At 71.3% G+C, this 17,729-nt stretch carries 19 protein-coding genes; 11 read left to right on the top strand and 8 right to left on the bottom strand.

Annotated elements, in window-relative coordinates; genetic code table 11:
- Positions 1-82: 82 nt before the first annotated feature.
- The 6 genes from WDW90_RS11260 (at position 83) to panE (ending at position 4,845) form a co-directional block, all read left to right on the top strand.
- The gene (locus tag WDW90_RS11260) at positions 83-967 is read left to right on the top strand and encodes a DUF3313 domain-containing protein (protein ID WP_336487471.1); all 885 of its coding nucleotides are present in this window, start codon (positions 83-85) and stop codon (positions 965-967) included.
- Positions 968-1,137: 170 nt separating this feature from the next.
- Entirely contained in the window at positions 1,138-2,631 is a 1,494-nt protein-coding gene (guaB, locus tag WDW90_RS11255; RefSeq protein ID WP_336487470.1) for an IMP dehydrogenase, read from the top strand.
- A gap of 94 nt (positions 2,632-2,725) precedes the next feature.
- Positions 2,726-2,971, top strand: a complete 246-nt coding sequence (locus tag WDW90_RS11250; protein ID WP_336487469.1) for a hypothetical protein — start codon at positions 2,726-2,728, stop codon at positions 2,969-2,971.
- Positions 2,968-3,399 carry a type II toxin-antitoxin system VapC family toxin gene (locus tag WDW90_RS11245; protein WP_336487468.1) on the top strand — a complete coding sequence of 144 codons (432 nt, stop codon included), beginning with the start codon at positions 2,968-2,970 and terminating at the stop codon, positions 3,397-3,399. Before WDW90_RS11250 ends, WDW90_RS11245 begins: the two co-directional genes overlap by 4 nt.
- Entirely contained in the window at positions 3,396-3,827 is a 432-nt protein-coding gene (locus WDW90_RS11240; RefSeq protein WP_336487467.1) for an MAPEG family protein, read from the top strand. Before WDW90_RS11245 ends, WDW90_RS11240 begins: the two co-directional genes overlap by 4 nt.
- Positions 3,828-3,894: 67 nt before the next feature.
- Positions 3,895-4,845 (top strand): 2-dehydropantoate 2-reductase, encoded by a 951-nt coding sequence (gene panE, locus WDW90_RS11235; RefSeq protein ID WP_336487515.1) that lies wholly within the window; start codon positions 3,895-3,897, stop codon positions 4,843-4,845.
- 12 nt (positions 4,846-4,857) lie between these two features.
- On the opposite strand, the gene WDW90_RS11230 is transcribed toward panE, so the two are convergent.
- Positions 4,858-5,031, bottom strand: coding sequence for a hypothetical protein (locus WDW90_RS11230; RefSeq protein WP_336487466.1), 174 nt, complete (start codon positions 5,029-5,031; stop codon positions 4,858-4,860).
- 60 nt (positions 5,032-5,091) lie between these two features.
- Here WDW90_RS11230 and WDW90_RS11225 point away from each other — a divergent pair, with 60 nt between their 5' ends.
- Both WDW90_RS11225 and guaA read left to right on the top strand, forming a co-directional pair.
- The gene (locus WDW90_RS11225; protein ID WP_431311016.1) at positions 5,092-6,480 is read left to right on the top strand and encodes an RsmB/NOP family class I SAM-dependent RNA methyltransferase; all 1,389 of its coding nucleotides are present in this window, start codon (positions 5,092-5,094) and stop codon (positions 6,478-6,480) included.
- Positions 6,481-6,670: 190 nt separating this feature from the next.
- A complete protein-coding gene (gene guaA / locus WDW90_RS11220) occupies positions 6,671-8,230 on the top strand; it encodes a glutamine-hydrolyzing GMP synthase (protein ID WP_336487465.1) in 1,560 nt (519 codons plus the stop codon).
- Between the two features lie 10 nt (positions 8,231-8,240).
- Here guaA and WDW90_RS11215 read toward each other — a convergent pair whose 3' ends face one another.
- Positions 8,241-8,552, bottom strand: a complete 312-nt coding sequence (locus WDW90_RS11215) for a cupin domain-containing protein (protein WP_336487464.1) — start codon at positions 8,550-8,552, stop codon at positions 8,241-8,243.
- 55 nt (positions 8,553-8,607) lie between these two features.
- Positions 8,608-9,783, bottom strand: a complete 1,176-nt coding sequence (locus WDW90_RS11210) for a hypothetical protein (protein WP_336487463.1) — start codon at positions 9,781-9,783, stop codon at positions 8,608-8,610.
- Between the two features lie 101 nt (positions 9,784-9,884).
- Between WDW90_RS11210 and WDW90_RS11205 the strand changes: the two genes are divergently transcribed.
- The 3 genes from WDW90_RS11205 to der all read left to right on the top strand — a co-directional run bounded on the left by WDW90_RS11205 (position 9,885) and on the right by der (position 12,776).
- Positions 9,885-10,493 carry an NnrU family protein gene (locus tag WDW90_RS11205; protein WP_336487462.1) on the top strand — a complete coding sequence of 203 codons (609 nt, stop codon included), beginning with the start codon at positions 9,885-9,887 and terminating at the stop codon, positions 10,491-10,493.
- 115 nt (positions 10,494-10,608) lie between these two features.
- On the top strand, positions 10,609-11,319 hold the full coding sequence (locus tag WDW90_RS11200; RefSeq protein WP_336487461.1) for a tetratricopeptide repeat protein: 711 nt from the start codon (positions 10,609-10,611) through the stop codon (positions 11,317-11,319).
- Positions 11,320-11,438: 119 nt separating this feature from the next.
- Positions 11,439-12,776 (top strand): ribosome biogenesis GTPase Der, encoded by a 1,338-nt coding sequence (gene der / locus WDW90_RS11195; RefSeq protein ID WP_336487460.1) that lies wholly within the window; start codon positions 11,439-11,441, stop codon positions 12,774-12,776.
- 163 nt (positions 12,777-12,939) lie between these two features.
- Here the strand turns inward: der and WDW90_RS11190 are convergent, their stop codons facing one another.
- From WDW90_RS11190 to WDW90_RS11170, 5 genes are all read right to left on the bottom strand, one after another.
- On the bottom strand, positions 12,940-14,082 hold the full coding sequence (locus WDW90_RS11190; protein WP_336487459.1) for a carboxylate-amine ligase: 1,143 nt from the start codon (positions 14,080-14,082) through the stop codon (positions 12,940-12,942).
- Between the two features lie 56 nt (positions 14,083-14,138).
- Entirely contained in the window at positions 14,139-14,546 is a 408-nt protein-coding gene (locus tag WDW90_RS11185; RefSeq protein WP_336487458.1) for a dihydrofolate reductase, read from the bottom strand.
- Positions 14,547-14,620: 74 nt separating this feature from the next.
- On the bottom strand, positions 14,621-15,373 hold the full coding sequence (locus tag WDW90_RS11180) for an SDR family NAD(P)-dependent oxidoreductase (protein ID WP_336487457.1): 753 nt from the start codon (positions 15,371-15,373) through the stop codon (positions 14,621-14,623).
- 11 nt (positions 15,374-15,384) lie between these two features.
- On the bottom strand, positions 15,385-16,875 hold the full coding sequence (purF, locus tag WDW90_RS11175; protein WP_336487456.1) for an amidophosphoribosyltransferase: 1,491 nt from the start codon (positions 16,873-16,875) through the stop codon (positions 15,385-15,387).
- 161 nt (positions 16,876-17,036) lie between these two features.
- Positions 17,037-17,660, bottom strand: a complete 624-nt coding sequence (locus WDW90_RS11170; protein ID WP_336487455.1) for a CvpA family protein — start codon at positions 17,658-17,660, stop codon at positions 17,037-17,039.
- Positions 17,661-17,729: the final 69 nt, after the last annotated feature.

Here is a 17,729-nt window from a genome sequence, read left to right as displayed (position 1 = left end):
ACGCCGCGGCCGGCCCGCGCGCTCGGCATCGCCGGCGTGCCGTCCCGACGCGCCCGATCTTCGACCGCGTGAGAGTGACAGGATGCGCCTCCGGCCGTTTGAGACCCGATCGCTGACCCGCCTCGCCGCCGGCATCGTCCTGTGCCTCGGCGTGGCGGCCTGCGGCACCGTCATCCTCGGGGAGACCGGCTTTCTCAGCCGCTACGACCGCCTCAGGAAGAGCGACGAGGCGACCACCGAGGCCCGCCTGTTCGCCGAGACCTCCGCGCTCGCCCGCACCCGCACGGTGCGCATCATCCCGACCGCCTTTCCGGAGGCCGTCTCGGGCCCCGGCATCACCGCCGCGCAGCGCAAGCTCGTCGCCAACGCCGCCGACCGCGCGATGTGCTACGAGCTGTCGCTGCGCTACGACGTGGTCTCGGGCCGCGACGCCGACCTGACGGTGCGGGCCGCCGTGACCCGGGTCGAGCTGACGAACCTCGTCGGCGCCGGCGCGACGATCGGCGCCTCGGGAGCGATCACGATCGCCTCCCAGCTCGGCGTCGGCTTCGCGGACGCGGTCGGGCGCATCCCGGTGCCGCGCGTGCCCATCGGCCTCGGCAGCCTGACGGTCGAGGCGGAGGCCCTCGACAGACGCCGCGACCAGCGCGCCGCGATGATCTGGGGCGGGGCGGCGAATTCCTTCACCAGCCAGCCGCGCTTCTCGCCGATCAGCGACGCCTACGACCTCGCGGGCGAGTTCGGGCAGGATTTCGGCTTCTACATCGCCACCGGCCAGGACCCCTTCAAGGCGCCGCTGTTCATCCCGAACTATGACCGCCTGCGCATCACCGTGCTTGGCGAGGCGCCCCTCGACCCGGATTGCGAGGCCTTCGGCCGGGCGCCCGGCATCGACGGCATCATCGGCGACTATATCGGCCTGCCGCCGGAGTTCGGCGACAAGGGCCCGGCCGCGCGGATCAACTGACCGGCCTCACCGCCATGCGGCCCGCGCAGGCGGGATGCGCGTCGATTCCTGTTGCCGCGCCGCCCTGCGCCTTTGCGCCGCCCTGCGGTGCATGATACTGGCCCGTGCCAACTCAACGACGCCGCGGCGCCTTTTCAATGCCCGGCGCGACCCCGCAAGGACGTTGGCTCATGGCTCGCATCAGCACCGCCTCCATCATCGAGGGCTTGACCTTCGACGATGTCCTCCTGCGGCCCGCCGCCTCCTCCGTGATGCCGACGGAGGTCAACGTCGCGACCCGGCTCACCCGCTCGATCGCCCTCAACCTGCCGATCATGGCCTCGGCCATGGACACGGTCACGGAGGCGCCGATGGCCATCGCCATGGCGCAGAACGGCGGCCTCGGCGTCATCCACCGCAACCTCGAGCCGCCGGAGCAGGCCGAGCAGGTCCGCCTCGTCAAGAAGTACGAGTCCGGGATGGTGCTGAACCCCATCACGATCCACCCGGACGAGACGCTGGCCGACGCCTTCGACGTGATGAAGCAGAACCGGATCTCGGGCATCCCGGTGGTGGAGCGGGGGCCGAACGGCTCGCGCGGCAAGCTCGTCGGCATCCTGACGAACCGGGACGTGCGCTTCGCCACGAATCCGGGCCAGCCGGTCGCCGAGCTGATGACGCGCGACCGCCTGATCACCGTGCGCGAGGGCGTGACCCAGGACGAGGCGAAGCGCCTGCTCCACCAGTTCCGCATCGAGAAGCTGCTCGTCGTCGACGATCATTACCGCTGCATCGGCCTGATCACCGTCAAGGACATCGAGAAGCGCGTCGCCTACCCGAACGCGGTCAAGGACGAGCAGGGGCGCCTGCGCGTCGCCGCCGCCACGACGACCGGCGACAGCGGCTTCGAGCGGGCCGAGCGCCTGATCGATGCGGGCTGCGACGTGATCGTGGTCGACACGGCCCACGGCCACTCGATCAAGGTGCTGGAGAGCGTCAAGCGGGTGAAGCAGCTCTCGAACGCCGTGCAGGTGGTTGCCGGCAACGTCGCCACCCGCGAGGGCGCCCTGGCGCTGATCGACGCGGGCGCGGACGCCATCAAGGTCGGCATCGGCCCGGGCTCGATCTGCACCACCCGCATCGTCGCGGGCGTCGGCGTGCCCCAGCTCACCGCCCTGATGGAGGCCGTCGAGGCGGCCTACGACGCCGACGTGCCGGTGATCGCCGACGGCGGCATCAAGTACTCGGGCGATCTCGCCAAGGCGATCGCGGCGGGCGCCTCGGTGGCGATGCTGGGCTCGCTGCTCGCCGGCACGGACGAGGCCCCCGGCGAGGTGTTCCTCTACCAGGGCCGTTCCTACAAGAGCTACCGGGGCATGGGCTCGGTCGGGGCCATGGCGCGCGGCTCGGCGGACCGCTACTTCCAGGCCGAGGTCAGCGACACCCACAAGCTCGTGCCCGAGGGGATCGAGGGGCAGGTTCCCTACAAGGGGCCGGTCGCGGCCGTGCTGCACCAGCTCGCGGGCGGCCTGCGCGCCGCCATGGGCTACGTGGGCGCCGCCACCGTGCCGGAATTCCAGGAGCGGGCGCAGTTCATCCGCATCACCAATGCGGGCCTGCGCGAGAGCCACGTCCACGACGTGACGATCACCCGCGAGAGCCCGAACTATCCGAGCCGGGCCTGATGTCGACCGGCGGCGGCCCCGCGCCTCGCCTTGGCCGCGGTGCGCCCTTCGCATAGCATCGGCTTCCGGAGCCGATGCTGATCTGGAGGGAGCCTTGGGCGATCTGACCCTGCACGATGCCGGCGGGATATTGATGGCCATGCTGCTGGAGCGGGCCTCCGAGACAGGGCGGTCGCCGGAAGACGTGGCCAAGGAAGCCATGTTGCGCGGGCTGATGTGGTCGCCCGCCGAGCGCATCGCGCATGCGGACCGCATCCGTGCCGCCGCCCGTTCGCCGGCCGAAGGGGAGCCCTTCGAGGACAGCACGATCCTGATCCGGCGTCTGCGTGACGGAGAATGACGCTCATCGTCGATGCGAGCGTCATGGCGAAGTGGTTCTACCCTGAGGATTTCTCGGAGCAGGCCCGCACGCTCCTCGGCCAGGACCGTTTCCTCGCGGCCCCTGCCCACGCCTCGGCCGAGCTGGGCCAAGTTCTGGCGCGCCGCGTGCGCGACAACTTGCTTCCGCTCGCCGGCATGGAAGACGCACTGACCGGACTCGCGCGATCCGTCGCACTGATTCCGCTCGCCGGTCTGCACAGGGACGCGGCACGTCTCGCATCGGAGACCGGTGCCTCGCTCTACGACGCGCTGTATGTCGCAGCGGCCAAGCAGTGGAATGCGACCCTGGTGACGGCCGATCTGCGCCTCATCCGGACCTGCGCCGGGAGCCCCTGCGCACACAGCATCGTCGCGCTCGCGAACTGGGACAAGCCAAGCCAGCCATGACCGTCCAGGCCATCCTCGCGCCCGTCTTCGTGCAGGTGCTCCTCGTCTTCGCTCTCCTGATCGTGATGGGACGGCGGCGCTTCGCCGAGATCGGCGCGGGCCGCGTGCGCATCGGCGAGATCGCGCTGGGCGAGCGCAACTGGCCCGCGAGGGTGCAGGCGACGGCCAACGCCTTCTCGAACCAGTTCGAGCTGCCGGTGCTGTTCTTCGCGCTCGTCCCGCTCGCGCTCTACACCCGCAAGGCCGACCTCCTGTTCGTGGTCCTGGCCTGGGTCTTCGTCGCGACGCGCGTCGTCCATGCGACGATCTTCGTGACCTCGAACCACGTTCCGAGCCGGTTCCGCGCCTACATGGCGGGCGTCGCGGTGCTGGGCCTGATGTGGCTCGTCTTCGCCTGGCGCATCCTGCTCACGCCGCTCGGCCCCTGACGCCGCGTTGCATCCCGGCGCCGCCGCGCGCATGGAGGAGCAGATTGACGGGATCGGGAGCGGATCGATGCGGGTGCTCGTGGTGGGGGCGGGGGCGACCGGCGGCTATTACGGGGCGCGCCTCGCCGAGGCCGGGCGCGACGTCACCTTCCTGGTTCGGCCGGCCCGCGCGGACAGGCTGGCGGCGAACGGCCTCAGCGTCGCGAGCCCGCTCGGCGACCTGCACATCCCGTCGCCCTCGACCGTGACGGCCGGCGCGCTGGCGGACGGGCGGGGCGGCGCCTTCGACCTCGTGCTCCTCTCCTGCAAGGCCTACGATCTCGACGCGGCCGTCTCGGACCTGGCGCCCGCCGTCCGGGAGGGCACGACCGTGCTGCCGATCCTCAACGGCATGCGCCACCTCGACGTGCTCGACGCCCGGTTCGGGGCGGGGCGTGTGCTCGGCGGCTCCTGCTCCATCGTGGCGACGCTCGGCCCGGCCGGCGAGATCCGGCACATGAGCGAGTTCTGCACGCTGACCTGCGGGGAGCGCGACGGCACCAGCACGCCCCGCCTCGCGGCGATCGAGGCCCTGATGCGGGAGGCGCGCTTCCAGCCGAGGCTGAGCAGCGCGATCACGCTCGAGATGTGGGAGAAGTGGGCGTTCCTGGCGACGCTCGCGGGCGCGACCTGCCTGATGCGCGGCAGCGTCGGCGACATCGTCGGCGCGCCGGGCGGCCGTGCCTTCATCGAGAGCCTGTACGACGAGTGCGCGGCAATCGCCGCGGCGGAGGGCTTCGCGCCGCGCGACAAGGTCGCCGCGCAGGCGCGCGCCATGCTCACGCAGGAGGGCTCGCCCGTGACCGCCTCGATGCTGCGCGACATCGAGGCCCGGGCCCGCATCGAGGCCGACCACATCATCGGCGACCTGATCGCGCGCGGGCGCCGCGCCGCGCCGGCGGCCGCGCTGCCCTGTCTCGAGCGGGCCTACACCCACCTCAAGACCTACGAGGCGCGGCGCGCCCGCGAGGGTGCCTGAGGCGGCCTCGCCTCAGTAGCGCGGGCCCGGCGGCGGGGGCGGCGGGTTGCCGTATTCGAGCTGGGTCTTGGCGTCGAGGGGGCGGCGCGGCGGCGGCGTCACCTCCGGGGCGGCCGGCGCCGTCGAGCAGGCGGCGACCGCCAGGGTCAGGAGGCCGGCGACGGCGAGTTGAATGACGGGGGGCATGGGTCTCTCGGGGCCTTGAACGTTGACGTGCGGCTTGGCGTGCCGTTCTGGAAGCGGATCATGCCCGAAGCTCGGCCGCCCTGTGGCCCATCTGGGCAGGAAGCGTGGCCGTATCGCGGCAGCGTTAACGCATCTGAGGAGAGTGACCTGACACCCGCCGCCCGCTGCTCCGCCGCCATCGAGGTGCTGGCCGACATCGCCGAGCGCCGCCGCCCGGCCGCCGACGCCCTGAAGGATTGGGGCCTCGCCCACCGCTTCGCCGGTTCCGGCGACCGCGCGGCCATCGCGAGCCTCGTCTACGACGCCCTGCGCCGCCGCGCCTCCGCTGCCTGGATCATGGGCGAGGACACCCCGCGCGCGATCCTGATCGGCTCGCTTCGCCTGCAGCAGGGCCTCGCCGCGCCGACGGTCGCGGCCCTGTTCACGGGCGAGCGCTTCGCGCCGCCGCCGTTGAGCGAGGGTGAGCTGACGCGCCTTCGCGACGCCACGCTCGCGGAGGCGCCTGCGCATGTCGCGGGCGATGCGCCGGACTGGGTGCTGCCCGCGCTCGGCGCGCTGCTCGGCGAGGATCTGCTGCCCGAGCTGCGCGCGCTCGCGCGGCGGGCGCCCCTCGATATCCGCATCAATTCCCTGAAGCAGGATCGTGCCGACGCCCTCGCGGCGCTCGGCCACCTCTCGGCGGAGCCGACGCCGCACGCTCCGCAGGGGCTGCGCATCCCGATCGGCGCCGACGGGCGCGGGCCGGCGCTCCATGTCGAGCCGGAGTTCCTGGAGGGCTGGTACGAGATCCAGGACGAGGGCTCGCAGCTCGCGAGCCTGCTCACCGAGGCGAGACCCGGCGAGACGATCGTCGATCTCTGCGCGGGCGGCGGCGGCAAGACCCTGGCGCTGGCGGCCCTGATGCGCAACGCGGGCCGCCTCGTCGCCACTGACGGCGACCCGCGCCGCCTCGCCCCGATCCACGAGCGCCTGCGCCGGGCCGGCGCCCGGGCCGAGGTGCGCACGCCCCGAACGGGCCGCGCCCGGGCCGACGTGCTGACGGACCTCGACGGGACGGTCGACCGCGTCGTGGTCGATGCGCCCTGCACGGGCACCGGCACGTGGCGGCGCAACCCGGACGCGAAGTGGCGCCTGCGGCCGGGCAGCCTCGCGACCCGGCTCTCCGAGCAGGCGGCCGTGCTCGACCGGGCAGCGGCGCTCGTCCGGCCCGGAGGGCGCATCACCTACATCACCTGCTCGCTGCTGCCGGAGGAGAATGACGGCGCGGTGGCGAGGCTGCTGGAGCGGGCCGGTGACCGGTTCGCCGTGGTGCCGGCCGCACGCGTCGTCGAGGCCGCGAGGCCGGCCCTGGCGCCCCTGCTGCGCTTCACGCGGCACGGCCTGCAGATGAGCCCCGCACGGACGGGCACGGACGGGTTCTACGTGGCGACCCTCGAACGGCGCCGCTGAGGCGGCTCGCGGGCGGAATGGCCCCGGTGCGGGGCCATCCGCGGTCCCGAGGCCGCTCGATCGGTACCGTTCCGCGCCATCCGCATCGCCGCGCCGGACGCGCGCCGATCCCCAGCCTTCGGCCGATCGCCGCACAGACCTGCGAGCACGCGCGTTGCACGCGCGGGGGCGCTCGTCTAACTGCAGGGCCATGACGACCACCGACCACGACAAGATCCTCATCGTCGATTTCGGCAGTCAGGTGACGCAGCTCATCGCGCGGCGCGTGCGCGAGGAGGGCGTCTACTGCGAGATCGTGCCCTTCACGAAGGCGGCCGAGGCCTTCGCCGAGACGCGGCCGAAGGGCGTGATCCTGTCGGGCGGCCCGGAATCGGTGACGACGGAGGCCTCGCCCCGCGCGCCCCAGATCGTCTTCGACGCGGGCGTGCCGGTCTTCGGCATCTGCTACGGCCAGCAGACCATGGCGGCCCAGCTCGGCGGCGAGGTCGAGGGCGGGCACCATGCCGAGTTCGGCCGCGCCGAGATCGAGATCCTGTCGGATTGCGCGCTCTTCAAGGGCGTCTGGCACGTGGGCGAGCACTACCCGGTCTGGATGAGCCACGGCGACCGCGTCACCAAGCTGCCCGACGGCTTCACCACGGTGGCGATCTCCCGGAACGCGCCCTTCGCGGCGGTGGCGGACGAAGCGCGGAAGTTCTACGCCGTGCAGTTCCACCCGGAGGTGGCGCACACGCCCCACGGCGCGCTCCTCATCCGCAACTTCGTGCGCGACATCGCGGGCTGCTCCGGCGACTGGACCATGGGCGCCTACCGCGAGGAGGCGATCGAGAAAATCCGCGCGCAGGTCGGCGGGGAGCGGGTGATCTGCGGGCTCTCCGGCGGCGTCGACTCGGCGGTCGCGGCGGTGCTGATCCACGAGGCGATCGGCGAGCAGCTCACCTGCGTCTTCGTCGACCACGGCCTGCTGCGCGCGGGCGAGGCCGAGGAGGTGGTGCGCCTCTTCCGCGACCACTACAACATCCCGCTCGTCCACGTGGAGGCGCAGGAGCTGTTCCTCGGCGCGCTCGAGGGCGTCAGCGACCCCGAGCAGAAGCGCAAGACGATCGGCCGCCTGTTCATCGACGTGTTCGAGGCGGAATCGCGGAAGATCGGCGGCGCCGCCTTCCTGGCGCAGGGCACGCTCTACCCGGACGTGATCGAGAGCGTGTCCTTCACGGGCGGCCCCTCCGTCACCATCAAGAGCCATCACAATGTCGGCGGGCTGCCCGAGCGCATGAACATGCAGCTCGTCGAGCCGCTCCGCGAGCTGTTCAAGGACGAGGTCCGGGTGCTCGGCCGGGAACTCGGCCTGCCCGACGCCTTCGTGGGCCGCCATCCCTTCCCGGGTCCGGGCCTCGCCATCCGCTGCCCTGGCACGATCACGGGCGAGAAGCTCGACGCGCTCCGCAAGGCCGACGCGATCTACCTGGAGGAGATCCGCAAGGCCGGGCTCTACGACACGATCTGGCAGGCCTTCGCGGTGATCCTGCCCGTCAAGACGGTCGGCGTGATGGGGGACGGGCGCACCTACGACCACGTCTGCGCGCTGCGCGCCGTCACCTCGGTCGACGGCATGACGGCGGATTTCTACCCCTTCGACATGGCCTTCCTCGGCCGCGTGGCGACGCGCATCATCAACGAGGTGAAGGGCATCAACCGGGTGACCTACGACATCACCTCGAAGCCGCCCGGCACGATCGAGTGGGAGTAGGGACGCCGCTTCACGCCCGGAGATTCGTCTCGATCAGCACCGTCTCCGTCTCGAACGCGGCCGCGTGCCAGGTTCCGGCCGGGAAGTGGAACAGGCTGCCCGGCCCGAAATCCCGCCGTCCCTGCTCGGTCTCCAGCGTGCCGCGGCCGGAGAGGACCTGAACGAACTGCTCGTGCGCGTGGCTGTGCCGCTCCGCCCTGACGCCGGCCGGCACGAGGACCCGCACGAGGCTCGCGCCCACGCCGTCGAGCGAGCGCTTGGCGACGCCGTTCGGGGCGCGCGTCTCCGGCAGGTCGTCCCAGGCGAGGCAGTGCGGCGTCATCGGGTCGCTCCGGTGTCGGCGGCCCAGTGGCCCAGGACTCCGCCGTCCCGTCAATTCAGGGCCAGACTTTGATCGCCACGCGCCGGCGCACGAGATCGCGATCGGAGGTGATCGCGCAGCCCTCCGTCCGCAGCGTCGCGTAGGTCAGGAGCGCCGTGTCCCCGACATCGTCGAAGTTCCGGCCCGTCGCGGCGGGATCGAGGAGGGACGGGTAGGCGATCAGGCCGCCCGGGGCTCCGCACGGGTCGTCGTAGAGCGTGGCCCCCGCGACGAGCAGGCGCGGCCTGTCCCAGGCGATGAGGTCGCGCGACGACGTCCAGTAGAAGCCCGATCGCGGGAACGCCCCGCCGGCCTTGGCCATGAAGACCGCGACGAACGCGCCCGTCGCGCGGTGGCGCACCACCGCGCCGACCGGCGTGGGGAAGGGGGCCACCGGCTTGCAGGTGTCGGGGACCTTGACCGGCTTCCGGTAGGGGTCCGGGAAGGCCGCGGTGAATCCGGCGCCGGTCCAGGCGCGCCAGCTCGCCGGGTCCGCGGGCGTGCGCGTCCGGAACAGGCAGACGCCGGCCTCCTGGTCGCTGCCCGGCCGCTCCCAGCCGGTGGTCGAGGCGAGCACGTAGCGCCAGGGCCCGTCCGCGACGATGTTCGAGGGGTTGAAGAAGCCCCGGTGCCGCCCCTGGCCGACCTCCTGGCGCAAGGGCGCCGCCGCCATCACGGCGGGCGGGTCGGCGCGGGCGAAGCTGCGCCCGCCATCCGAGGACGAGGCGGCGGTCAGCGTGTTGTACCAGCATTCCATGTAGGACTTGGCCGCGCATCGGCCCGGATGCGCGTTCGCCTGGTACTCGTGGTGGAGGAGCGCCGCGACCGAGCGCCCGTCCTCCGTCCAGGTGGCGGTGATCCACGAGCGGTCGTCGTAGAGGGCGGGATCGGCCTTCTCGCCCGAATCGAGCACGACCGCGCAATCGAGCGTCAGGTGGTCGAGGTCGGGGCCGCGCAGGGCCCGGTTGCGGTAATGCATGCCGAAGAGCGCGACCGCGCCCGTCGCGTCCCGGAAGGCGCGCGCCGAGGCGTCCGGCACGTCGGCTCCGTCGCAGGCGTCGCGCCCCGCCTTGAACAGGAGGCTCGGCGGCCCGACGAGCGTCAGGCTCGCGAGCGGCGGCTCGGATGCGGCGAGCGCCGGGGCGGCGAGAGCCAGCAACGCGAGAGCGGTGAAGAGCGGGACGCGCGTCATCGGGTGAGCCTGGACAAGCGCGCCAGATTCGCTTCAGAACCGTTACGGAGTGCTTGCCGGGCCGAGCCCGGTCTTACGCGTTCTCCCGGCGAAGGCGACCCATGCTGATCCTGATCCTCGGGCTCGTGCTGTTTCTCGGCACGCACGCCTTCTCGATGGCCCGCGCCAAGCGCGCGGCGGTGATCGGGCAGGTCGGCGAGAAGCGGTTCAAGCTCGGCTACACGCTGCTCTCGCTCGCCGGCCTCGTCCTGATCGGGATCGGCTTCCACCAGTACCGGGCCGCCGGCTACATTACGGTCTGGGATCCGCCGGTCTGGACGCGCCACCTCGCCGTCCTGCTCACCCTGTTCGCCTTCATCGCGCTGGCGTCGACCTACCTGCCGGGCCACATCCGCGCCCGGGCCAAGCACCCGATGCTGCTCGCCGTGAAGATCTGGGCGACCGCTCACCTTCTCGCCAACGGCGATCTCGGCTCGATCCTGCTGTTCGGCGGGTTCCTCGCCTGGGCGGTGGCCGCCCGCATCAGCGCCAAGCGCCGCGACCTCACGGCGCGGCAGGTCGCCGACCAGCACGGCGGCGAGGCGGCCAGGCCCGCGGGCTGGCGCAACGACGCCCTCGCGGTCGTCATCGGCGTGGCCGTCTGGTTCGTGTTCGGCCGCTACCTCCATTATCCGCTGATCGGGGTCTACGCCTGGCCGGGGACGGCCTGATATGCGATGCGCGATCAGGGCGCGGCGACGGTCGCCAAGCCCGACGGTCTGTGCTAGGCGCGGGCGCTTGAGAGGCACGAGGCGGCCGGCCCCGGCGGGACCGGCCTGAGAGACGATGGCCGAAAACAACGAGTTCTTCCGCGAGGTCAACGAGGATTACCGCCGTGACCAGGTCGCGCAGATCTGGCGCCGCTACAGCGGCGTGTTCATCGCGCTCGCGATCCTCGTCGTGGCGGCGGTCGGCGGCTGGCGCTACTGGCAGAACGCGCAGCGCCTCGCCGCCGAGGCGGCCTCCGAGCGCTTCGACACGGCGAACCGCCTCGCCCGCGACGGCAAGCCCGAGGAGGCCGAGAAGGCCTTCTCGGCGCTGGAAGCGGACGGCCCGGCGGGCTACCGCCTGCTGGCCCGGTTCCGCTCGGCCGCCGAGACCGCCAAGCGCGACCCGGCCGCGGGCGCGGCCGAGTTGGACCGGATCGCGGACGATACCAGGACCGGCGATGGCCTGCGCGACCTCGCGCGGCTGCGCGCCGCCCTGCTGCGGCTCGACGCTGCCGACCCGGCGCCCGCCATCTCGACCCTGCAGGGCCTCGCCGCGTCGAGCCCGTTCCGCCACACGGCCCGCGAGATGCTCGGCCTCGTGGCGCTGAGGCGCGGCCAGTACGACGAGGCCGGCCGCTGGTTCGACCAGCTCGCGACCGATCCCGAGACGCCGCAGAACCTGCGCCAGCGCATCGAGGTCTACGCCGCCCTCGTGGCCGGCGGGCCGGTCACGGTCACCGAGGCGAAGCCCGAGCCGGCCGCGCCGCCGCCGCCGATCACGCGCTGATCCCGCGCGCCGGCCCGGCCGGTTGAAGAGGCGCGATCGGCCAATACCTTGAGGACCGTTCCCGCGGCGCGGGAACGGTGCTGCCGCCGGCCCGGCCGGCATTCACGGACGAGAACATCATGGAACTGCCGACCGTCGCCATCGTCGGACGGCCGAATGTCGGCAAGTCGACCCTGTTCAACCGGCTGGTGGGCAAGAAGCTCGCCCTGGTGGACGACCGCCCGGGCGTCACCCGCGACCGTCGCGAGGGCGACGTCAATTTCGGTGGCCTGAGCTTCCGGATCATCGACACGGCGGGGCTTGAGGAAGCGGATGCGGGCTCGCTCCTCGGGCGCATGCGGGCGCAGACCGAGGCGGCGATCCTCGAAGCCGACGTCGTGCTGTTCGTGATCGACGCGCGGGCGGGCGTGCTGCCGGCCGACCAGCCCTTCGCCGAGCTCGTGCGCCGGGCCGGCTGCCCGGTCATCCTCATCGCCAACAAGGCGGAGGGAGGCGCCGGGATGGCGGGCGCCTACGAGTCCTTCTCGCTCGGTCTCGGCGACCCGATCCCCTTCTCGGCCGAGCACGGCGAGGGCATCGGCGAGCTGCACAGCGCCCTGCAGGAGGCGCTGCCGCAGCCCGACGAGGATGCCGATGCGCCGGGCGGCCGCGCCCTCAAGGTCGCGATCGTCGGCCGCCCGAATGCCGGCAAGTCTACGCTGATCAACCGCATGCTCGGCGAGGAGCGCCTGCTCGTCGGCCCGGAAGCCGGCATCACCCGCGACTCGATCTCCCTCGACTGGGAGTGGCGCGGGCGCCGGATCAAGCTGCACGACACGGCCGGGATGCGCCGCCGCGCCCGCATCGACGACAAGCTCGAGAAGCTCGCGGTCTCGGACGGCCTGCGCGCCGTGCGCTTCGCCGAGGTGGTGGTGGTCCTCCTCGACGCGACCATCCCGTTCGAGAAGCAGGACCTCACGATCGTCGACCTCGTGGAGAGCGAGGGCCGCGCCGTCGTGATCGGCCTCAACAAGTGGGACCTCGTGGCCGACCAGCCGGGCCTCCTGAAGACGCTGCGGGAGGATTGCACGCGGCTGCTTCCGCAGGTGCGGGGCGTCGCGGTGGTGCCGCTGTCGGGGCTCGCCGGCGAGGGCGTTGACCGGCTCATGAAGGCCGTGGTCGAGGCCGCCGAGGTCTGGGACCGCCGCGTCTCGACCTCGCGCATCAACGATTGGCTGAACGAGGCGACGAGCCGGAACCCGCCCCCCGCGGTCTCGGGTCGGCGCATCAAGATCCGCTACGCCACGCAGGTGAAGAGCCGCCCGCCGCATTTCGCGCTGTTCGGCAACCAGCTCGACGCACTGCCGAAATCCTACACGCGCTACCTCGTCAACGGCCTGCGCGACGCCTTCGACCTGCCGGGCACGCCGATCCGCCTCTCGCTGCGCACCACCAAGAACCCCTTCGACAAGGGCTAGGATCCGGACTCGGCCGGCCTGACGGCGAGCTTTCGCTTCGGACCCGTCGCGGGCGTTGGCCGTGATCCACCAAGCGAGCATGCGAGCAGCGAGGCCGTTGGCTTTCTGCCGATTCGGAAGTGTTCTTCTTGAGCGGGCATGCTGCCGCTCGCCCGAGGTGGCCTCAGGCAGGGGAGGGCGTCGCCTCGCCCTTCGCCGTCCGTGCGAGCCAGTCGACCACGGCGTCGAGCGCCTGCCGGTTGGTGAGGCCGGCCTCCCGCGCCGCCTCGAAGGCCGCGATCTGCCCGTCAGCGCTCGTACCCTGCGCCACGATGCGGCGGGCATTCCCCACCTCGTCGGCGCAGCCGAGCGCATCGGCATCCTCGCCGATCAGGTCGAGGAGACCGTCGAGCGCCTCCGCGTAGGGCAGGGCCCGCTCGCTCGCCTCGTCGATCATCTCCGCATCGGTGCCGGCGCGCTGCGCCCGCCACAGGTTCTCGTCGGCGAGCGCCCGCGAGACGCCGTCGAGCCGGGCGTTCAGCTCCGGCCGGCGCACGACGAGGCGCACGAGGCAGCGGAACAGGGCGGCGATCGTCAGCGCGTCCTCGAGGCGCGTGCAGGAATCGGCGATGCGCAGCTCCAGCGTCGGGAACTTGACCGAGGGCCGCAGCGACCACCACAGGAAGCTCGCATCCTGGATCGAGCCGGCCCGCGTCATGATGCGGACGTAGCGCTCGTAATCCGCGGTCGCGGCGAACAGCTCCGGCAGGCCGGTCCGCGGCAGCTCGCCGAAGGCGCTGAGGCGGTAGGCGGTCAGGCCGGTCGGCTTGCCCTGCCAGAAGGGCGAGGAGGCCGAGAGCGCGAACAGGATCGGCTGGAAGGGCAGGAGGCGGTTCATCAGATCGATCCGCGCGGCGGGATCGGGCACCTCAACGTGCACGTGCATCCCGCAGATCAGGCTGCGGCGCCCGGCCAGGCCGACGTCGCGCAGGATGCCCCGGTAGCGGTCGCCCTTCGTGGGAACCTGGCGCGCCCAGTCGGCGACCGGGTGGGTTCCGGCCGCGAAGACCAGGAGTTCATGGTTTGTGCCGATTGCCGCGAGCGTCGCGCGCTGCTGCCCGAGCACCGCGCGCGCCTCGGCGAGATCGGTCGAAGGCGGGGTGCAGACCTCGACCTGGCACTGCAGGAGCTCGCGCCCGATCGCCGGCAGATGCGCGGCGGCTTCCGCGTGGAAGGGCTTCACCGAGCGGCGCGGCGTGCCGCGGGTCTCGGCATCGGCCAGGAAATACTCTTCCTCGATGCCGAACCGATAGCTGTGCTCACTCATGACGAACCCTGCAGCGACGCGTGCGCGTCAACTCGCCAGGGTATCGATTTGTGCCTTCAGGCGCGCAGGGGTCCCCCGACCAGCCAGGCAGGATCGAACCAGCGGTCGGCCTCGCCGTCGTAGGGGAGCCGGGTGATGTCCCAGTGCTGGATGTACCGGGCGTAGGCGTTCCAGACCCCGATGCCGCCGCCGACGAAGATGCGCCGGCCGGGATAGCGCCCGAGCACCGCCTCCGGATCCTCGTGCGAGCGGACCACCTCGATGGTGCGGTCCCGGAAAGCGAATTCCGGCACCGAGGCCACCGTCTTCGGCCCCGCGATGAGCACGTGGCCCATGGTGAGCGCGAAGAAGCGGGTCACGTCCTCCACGAAGAGCGGATCGGTGTTGCCCTCCCAGGGCAGGTGTCCGTCGAGGCCGAGTTGCCCGCGCAAGCCGATGGCGCAGATGCAGCGAACGTCGATCATGCCCGGCCCAACTCTCCTGATCCGCTGTCAGTCCAACCCGTTCGCCGCGCGTATGATCCGCCTGAGCGGACGCGTCAGGCCGGCGCCTGCGGCGTCAGCACGCGGTCGGTCGGGAAGTCGTAGATCTTGCCGGATTCCGACCAGTCCGGACGGGCGAGCCGCACGAAATGGGGCGCGAGGTCGTCCGGCGTCCTCAGCGTGTCCGGGTCCTCGCCGGGCATGGCGGCGCGGCGCATGGCGGTACGCAGGGGGCCGGGGTTGAGGAGCATGGCCCGAACCTTCGTCGTCTCGGTCTCGGCGGCGTAGGTGCGCACCAGCGCGTCGAGCGCCGCCTTCGAGACGGAATAGGGCCCCCAGTAGGCGCGGCACTTCGTCGAAGCGCCCGAGGTGACGAAGATCGCTCGGCCCGCATCCGACATCCGCAGCAGCGGGTCGAAGGAGCGGATCAGGCGCCAGTTCGCCGTGACGTTGATGTCCATCACCTGCTGCCAGACCTTCGGCGTCACGTGGCCGATCGGCATCAGGTTGCCGAGGATGCCGGCATTGCCGACCACGACGTCGAGGCGCTTCCAGCGATCGTTGATGGCGAGCCCGAGGCGGTCGATCGCGTCGTAGTCGGTGAGGTTCAGCGGCACCAGAGTCGCGCTCGATCCGGCTTGGCGGATGGCATCGTCGAGTTCCTCCAGCGCACCCTGGGTGCGGGCGACCGCCACGATGTGCGCCCCCGCGCGCGCCAATGCGAGAGCCGCGGAGCGGCCGATGCCGCGCGAGGCGCCGGTGACGACGGCGATGCGCCCGTCGAGAGGTTTGTCGGGAGAGATTTTCATGGTCGCGGAGATCAATCGGCTTCGGCCAACATCGCGAGGCGCTTCGGGCCGGCGATCGCGAGATCCGTCAGGCCGGTCGGGTAATCGCCCGTGAAGCAATGGTCAGTGTATTGCGGGCAGGCCTCGTTTCGGCCAGTCTCGCCCATGGCCCGGTAGAGGCCGTCGATCGACAGGAAGGCCAGGGAATCGGCGCCGATATACTGGCGCATGCCCTCAAGGTCGTGGGTGGCCGCGAGCAGCTTCTCGCGCTCCGGCGTGTCGATCCCGTAAAAGTCCGGATAGGTGATCGGCGGCGAGGCGATGCGGAAATGCACGGCCTTGGCGCCGGCCTCGCGCATCATGCGGACGATCTTCACCGAGGTGGTGCCGCGCACGAGGCTGTCGTCGACGAGCACGATGCTCCTGCCCTCGATCGCGGCGCGATTGGCGGAGTGCTTCATCCTCACGCCGAGTTCGCGAACCGACTGGGTCGGTTGGATGAAGGTGCGGCCGACATAGTGGTTGCGGATGATGCCCATCTCGAAGGGCAGACCGGTCTCCTGCGCGAAGCCGAGGGCCGCCGGTACTCCGGAATCGGGCACCGGCACCACGATGTCGGCCGGCGCTCCTGCCTCGCGGGCGAGCTCGATGCCGATATTCTTGCGCACCGCGTAGACGCTCTTCCCATTCACGATGGAATCGGGCCGGGCGAAGTAGATGTACTCGAAGATGCAGGGCCGCATCGGGCGTTTCTCGGCAAAGCGGATCGACTGGAGGCCCTCCTCGGAAATGACGACGATCTCGCCGTTCTCCACATCGCGCACGAACTTGGCGCCGATGATGTCAAGGGCGCAGGTCTCCGAAGCCAGGATATAGCGGCCATCGAGCTCGCCGATGACGAGGGGGCGGATGCCCATCGGATCGCGCGCGCCGATCAGCTTCTTGTTCGTCAGCGCCACAAGCGCGTAGGCACCCTCGATCTGGCGCAGCGCATCGATGAAGCGCTCGATGATGCGCGGCGAGCGGCTGCGGGCGGCAAGATGCAGGATCACCTCCGTGTCGGAGGTCGATTGCGTGATCGCGCCGTCGCGCACGAGTTCGCGGCGGATCGAGAGCGCATTCGTGAGGTTGCCGTTATGTGCGACCGCCAGCCCGCCGCCGGCGAGTTCCGCGAAGAGTGGCTGCACGTTGCGCAGGATGGTGCCGCCGGTGGTCGAGTATCGCACATGTCCGATCGCCGAGCGCCCCTTGAGGCGTTCGATGGTCGATCGGTCCGAGAAGGAATCGCCGACGAGACCGGGACGCCGCTCCGAATGGAAGATCTCGCCGTCGAAGGAGACGATGCCGGCCGCCTCCTGCCCCCGATGCTGCAGGGCATGCAGGCCGAGCGCGACGACCGCGGAGGCGTCCGGATGCCCGAAGATTCCGAAGACGCCGCATTCCTCGCGCAGCGTATCCCCATCGCGGTCGAGCCCGTCAGCGTAGCCAATCGGGGGCTGAACGGGCGCGGAGCGGTCTGACATGCTGGTGGTGATCCCTCGTCGCCGTCGGCTCAACGTCATGCGGGGCGCGATCAGGCCCGCACTGAGCGGTCGTCGCGCCTCGATGTCTTCCCGTCCGGCACCGTCAAGTGACCGTTATCTAAGAGGTGGTTACCCGGCAACCAAGCGGCGCCGGGAGCAGATCAGCGTCGCGGCGTGGGCGTGGCTCCCGGCTGGCCGCCGGCATCCGAGCGGCGCTGCGCCGGCGCGTCTGTCTCGGCAGGAGCATCCACAGGCTCGTTGGGCGGGGTCTCGATCTTGGGCTTCTTGAACTGCTTCAGGAAGCCCTCCGGGTTCTCGGGCAATTGCGCTACGAGAGCGTCGCCGGTCTTTTCTAGCATCGGGCGGGAGCGGGCTTGGGCGGCCCATTCGGGCATTTTGCCCTGCACCAGCCACGCCAGGAACACCCACCCGATCACGCAGATGAGGAAGCCGCGTCCGGCGCCGAACACGAAGCCCAGGGAGCGATCGACTGCACCGATGCGCGAGTCCAGCACCACGTCCGATATCTTCACGGTGATGATCGAGACGACGATGAGGGTGCCGAGAAAGATCGCGGCGATCGAGGCGACAAGCGCCACCGTGTCGCTCGTTACGTGCTGCTTCACCGTGGGGAGAAGGAGCGGATGGAACGACCAGGCCACCGCGGCGGCGGCCACCCAGGCTATGATCGCCAGCACTTCGCGCGTGACGCCGCGCACGGCCGCGAGCAGCGCGGAGATCACGACGATACCGAGCACCACGAGATCGAGAATGGAGAACGGCATCGCGTCCTGTCGTTTACGCGGGGATTGCGGGGCAACATGGGCATTCGCGGCACCCCGGGACCGCGGGGC

The organism is Methylobacterium nigriterrae (genome assembly GCF_037106235.1).
GTDB classification, from domain to species: domain Bacteria; phylum Pseudomonadota; class Alphaproteobacteria; order Rhizobiales; family Beijerinckiaceae; genus Methylobacterium; species Methylobacterium nigriterrae.
Note: the sequence above shows the minus strand (reverse complement) of the source record. Positions and strands in the feature narration are given on the sequence as shown.

Coding starts and splice junctions, on each gene's coding strand:
- WDW90_RS11240 (WP_336487467.1), top strand. CDS start 3,396: ATGACCGTCCAGGCCATCCTCGCGCCCGTCTTCGTGCAGGTGCTCCTC.
- WDW90_RS11200 (WP_336487461.1), top strand. CDS start 10,609: ATGGCCGAAAACAACGAGTTCTTCCGCGAGGTCAACGAGGATTACCGC.
- WDW90_RS11215 (WP_336487464.1), bottom strand. CDS start 8,552: ATGACGCCGCACTGCCTCGCCTGGGACGACCTGCCGGAGACGCGCGCC.
- WDW90_RS11205 (WP_336487462.1), top strand. CDS start 9,885: ATGCTGATCCTGATCCTCGGGCTCGTGCTGTTTCTCGGCACGCACGCC.
- WDW90_RS11245 (WP_336487468.1), top strand. CDS start 2,968: ATGACGCTCATCGTCGATGCGAGCGTCATGGCGAAGTGGTTCTACCCT.
- WDW90_RS11170 (WP_336487455.1), bottom strand. CDS start 17,660: ATGCCGTTCTCCATTCTCGATCTCGTGGTGCTCGGTATCGTCGTGATC.
- WDW90_RS11180 (WP_336487457.1), bottom strand. CDS start 15,373: ATGAAAATCTCTCCCGACAAACCTCTCGACGGGCGCATCGCCGTCGTC.
- guaA (WP_336487465.1), top strand. CDS start 6,671: ATGACGACCACCGACCACGACAAGATCCTCATCGTCGATTTCGGCAGT.
- guaB (WP_336487470.1), top strand. CDS start 1,138: ATGGCTCGCATCAGCACCGCCTCCATCATCGAGGGCTTGACCTTCGAC.
- der (WP_336487460.1), top strand. CDS start 11,439: ATGGAACTGCCGACCGTCGCCATCGTCGGACGGCCGAATGTCGGCAAG.
- WDW90_RS11190 (WP_336487459.1), bottom strand. CDS start 14,082: ATGAGTGAGCACAGCTATCGGTTCGGCATCGAGGAAGAGTATTTCCTG.
- WDW90_RS11230 (WP_336487466.1), bottom strand. CDS start 5,031: ATGCCCCCCGTCATTCAACTCGCCGTCGCCGGCCTCCTGACCCTGGCG.
- panE (WP_336487515.1), top strand. CDS start 3,895: ATGCGGGTGCTCGTGGTGGGGGCGGGGGCGACCGGCGGCTATTACGGG.
- WDW90_RS11185 (WP_336487458.1), bottom strand. CDS start 14,546: ATGATCGACGTTCGCTGCATCTGCGCCATCGGCTTGCGCGGGCAACTC.
- WDW90_RS11225 (WP_431311016.1), top strand. CDS start 5,092: ATGCCCGAAGCTCGGCCGCCCTGTGGCCCATCTGGGCAGGAAGCGTGG.
- purF (WP_336487456.1), bottom strand. CDS start 16,875: ATGTCAGACCGCTCCGCGCCCGTTCAGCCCCCGATTGGCTACGCTGAC.
- WDW90_RS11260 (WP_336487471.1), top strand. CDS start 83: ATGCGCCTCCGGCCGTTTGAGACCCGATCGCTGACCCGCCTCGCCGCC.
- WDW90_RS11210 (WP_336487463.1), bottom strand. CDS start 9,783: ATGACGCGCGTCCCGCTCTTCACCGCTCTCGCGTTGCTGGCTCTCGCC.